This is a genomic window from Rhizobacter sp., from assembly GCF_031412495.1.
In the GTDB taxonomy this organism is placed as follows: Bacteria; Pseudomonadota; Gammaproteobacteria; order Burkholderiales; family Burkholderiaceae_C; genus Schlegelella_A.
Genome location: NZ_JANODC010000120.1, coordinates 1 through 3,117, shown reverse-complemented (window position 1 = coordinate 3,117; position 3,117 = coordinate 1). Strand labels below are relative to the sequence as shown.

The window sequence follows — 3,117 nt, the reverse complement described above, 5'->3', positions numbered from 1 at the left end:
CGTCGACGATCACGTCGGCACCGCCGCAGGCGCGCTGCACGGCGTCGGCGAAGCGGTAGTCGGGCGTGACAATGACGTGCCGGCAGCCGTGCTCGCGGGCCACACGGGCCTTCGCTTCGGACGAGACGGTGCCGACGACGGTCGCGCCCAGGCTCGCCGCCCAGCTGCACAGCAGCAGCCCGAGGCCGCCGGCGGCGGCGTGGACGAGCAGCCGCGTTCCGGCATCGACCCGGCCAACGTCGCGCAGGAGCACGTCGGCGGTCAGGCCCTTCAGCAGCGTCGCCGCGGCGACGTCGTCCTCCACCGCCGCCGGCAGGCGCACGACCCACGCCGCGGCGACCGTGCGCACGCTGCTGTAGGCGCCCGGCTGGGGGCCGAGGTAGGCGACGCGATCACCGGGCAGCAGGCCGCTCGTGCCCGGGCCGACATCGAGGACCGAGCCCGCCGCTTCCATGCCGAGCACGGCCGGTGAGCCGCCGAGCGGCAGCATGGCCGGGATCCAGCCGCGGCGCAGATAGATGTCGAAGTAGTTGACGCCGATGGCGCGCTGGCGGATGCGCACCTCGCCGGCTGCCGGCGCCGGCGCCTCGCCCGCGTCGCTGCGCAGGACCTCCGGCCCTCCGTAGGCGGACACGACGATGCGCCGCGTGCCCACCGCGGCACCGGTCGGCCGAGCGCCGTCGCCGACGGGGCCGCCGTTCAGGTCGGCGCCCGCGTTCAGGTGCCGGCGCAGGTTCTCGAAGCCGGCTTCATAGACGCCGGTGGCGACCATCTCGCGCAGCTCGCGCTCGCGGCCGGGCGGCGTCGCGAAGGTCGACTCCCAGTGCCAGAAGGTTCGCTCGCCGTCGGTGACGCGCTTCAGCGTCACGGTGGCGACGTAGCGCTGCAGCGGCACCGTCGCATCGAGGATGCAGTAGGTCGACACGTGGTCGGCATCGGAGAGCGCGATCAGCTGCTCGCGGATGCGGTTGCCGTCCTTCAGCGTGAAGCTGCGCACGCAGCCGACCTGGTCGCTCCGGTCGCGGCCCTCGATGCGGCTCTGCTCGACGACGGTGTGCCACTGGTCGTGGCTGTTGAAGTCGCGCAACACGGCCCAGACGCGCTCGATCGGCGCGTCGATGATGGTCGAGCGGACGACCTTCTGCAGCATGCCCGGCGAGGAGGTGCCTAGCGCCGGCCGAAGTGGCTCTTCAGGGCCTCGAAGCCGCCCTGGAACACGCCGTTGCCGATCAGCTCGGTGAGCTCGCGCTCGCGCGCCTCGGCGCAGTCGAACTCGGCGCTCCATTCGGCGAAGCTGCGCGCACCGTCGGTGACCGGCGTGAACTTCAGCGTCGCGACGTAGTTCTCGACGCCCATCGGGCTATCGAGGATCGAGTAGGTGCACGAGTAGTCGTAGTCCGAGAGCGCCAGCAGCCGCTCGCGGATGGTGCCGCCGTCCCGGGTGTGGAAGTGGCGGATGCAGCCGATGCGGTCGGCCGGCTCGCCGTTCTCGATGCGGCTGTCGGCGATGCCCGGGTGCCATTTCGGCAGGCCGTTGAAGTCGCGGACCCGGGCCCAGACGGTGTCGGCCGGCGCGTCGATGACGGTCGAGACGTAGACGTTGACCACGCGCTAGTCCTTCTTCGGCGGGTTCTGCCCGAGGGCCGGCTGGGTGCTTGCCATGCCGCTGGTCATGCCACCGGTGAGCCGGTTGATGTCGCCGGCCTCGAGGCCGATCTCGCGCAGCAGCTGGTCGACGATCGGCGCCTGGGCCCGGAAGCGCAGGGCCGAGTTGACGATGTTGTCGGCGAAGCCGCCGCCGCCCGCGTCGCCGTTGACGTGGCTGCCGCCGCCACCGCCGCCGAAGCCGTCGACCTGCAGGATCTTGATGCCTTCGATCCGCTCCATCGGCCGCACCGACTCGCGGATGATGGCCTCGGCCTTCTCGACGATCTTCAGGCGCAGCGCCGAGGCACGCGCCTCCGGCGACAGCATGTTGTGGGCGTCGTTCATCATGCGCATCGCCTCGGCCTCGATCTCGGCGCGCACGCGCATCGCCATCGACTTGATCTTGTCGGCATCGGCGTCGGCCTCGGCCTGGGCCCGGATCGACGCGCCGCGATCGGCGCTCGCCTCCTTCTCGGCCCGCGCCGCGTGCGTGAGCCGCAACGCCTCGCGCTCTGCGGACTGCGCCGCGCCGATGAGATCGATCGCCTTCTTGCGCTCGGCCATCTCGACCTCGCGGGCCGTGAAGACGCGCTCCTCGGCCGACACCGCCAGGGCGCGCGCCTCGTCGGCGGCGGCCTGGGCTTCGCTCTGCGCCTTGCTCTCGCGGGCCACGGCGATGGCACGCTGCTGCTCCGCCAGCTCCATCGCCTGCCGGCGCTCGATCTCGGCGCCCTGCACCGTGCGCTCCTTCGAGATGCGCTCCTGCTCGATCGTCTGCTCGGAGCGGATGCGGGCCGCGTCGATGGTCTGCTTGGCCGTTATCTGCGCGCTCTCGCTGTCCTGCTCGCGGCGGGCCCGCTCGGTGATCAGCTCGGCGCGCTGGCGGGCCCGCGCGACCTCCACCTCGCGGTGCTGCGACAGGCGGGCGTACTCGCTCTCCCGGTCGATGTCGAGCGAGAGCTTCTCCGCCTCGAGGTTCTTGTTGCGGATGGCGACCAGCGTGTCCTGCTCGACGTCGTTGCGCTGCTTCTTGCGGTGCTCGATCTGCTCGGTGAGCCGCGTCAGGCCCTCGGCGTCGAAGGCGTTGCTCGGGTTGAAGAACTCCATCGCCGTCTGGTCGAGCTGGGTCAGCGACGCCGCCTCGAGCTCGAGCCCGTTCTTCGTCAGGTCGCCGGCGACGGCCTCGCGGACCCGGCGCACGTACTGGCCGCGCTTCTCGTGCAGCTCCTCCATCGTCATTTCCGCTGCCGACGTGCGCAGGGCGTCGACGAACTTGCCCTCGACCAGCTCCTTCAGCTGGTCGGGCGCGAGCGTCCGCTGGCCAAGCGTCTGCGCCGCCGCCGCGACGGCCTCGGGCGAGGCGGCGACGCGGACGTAGAACTCGGCGATGACGTCGACGCGCATCCGGTCCTTGGTGATCAGCGCCTTGTCGCGGCCGCGCGCCACCTCCAGGCGCAGCGTGTTCATGTT

The 3,117-nt window shown here is 71.7% G+C and carries 3 protein-coding genes; all 3 read right to left on the bottom strand.

The features are described from left to right. Window positions 1-1,150: SRPBCC family protein (locus tag AC30N0_RS04340; RefSeq protein WP_489516704.1), on the bottom strand; the 1,150-nt coding region annotated here is incomplete at its 3' end. Between the two features lie 17 nt (window positions 1,151-1,167). After that, complete coding sequence (locus AC30N0_RS04335; RefSeq protein WP_489516703.1) at window positions 1,168-1,608, bottom strand: SRPBCC family protein; 441 nt, start codon at window positions 1,606-1,608, stop codon at window positions 1,168-1,170. A gap of 3 nt (window positions 1,609-1,611) precedes the next feature. Continuing rightward, window positions 1,612-3,117 (bottom strand): flotillin domain-containing protein (locus AC30N0_RS04330; RefSeq protein WP_489516702.1); only part of this gene is annotated, 1,506 nt, incomplete at its 5' end.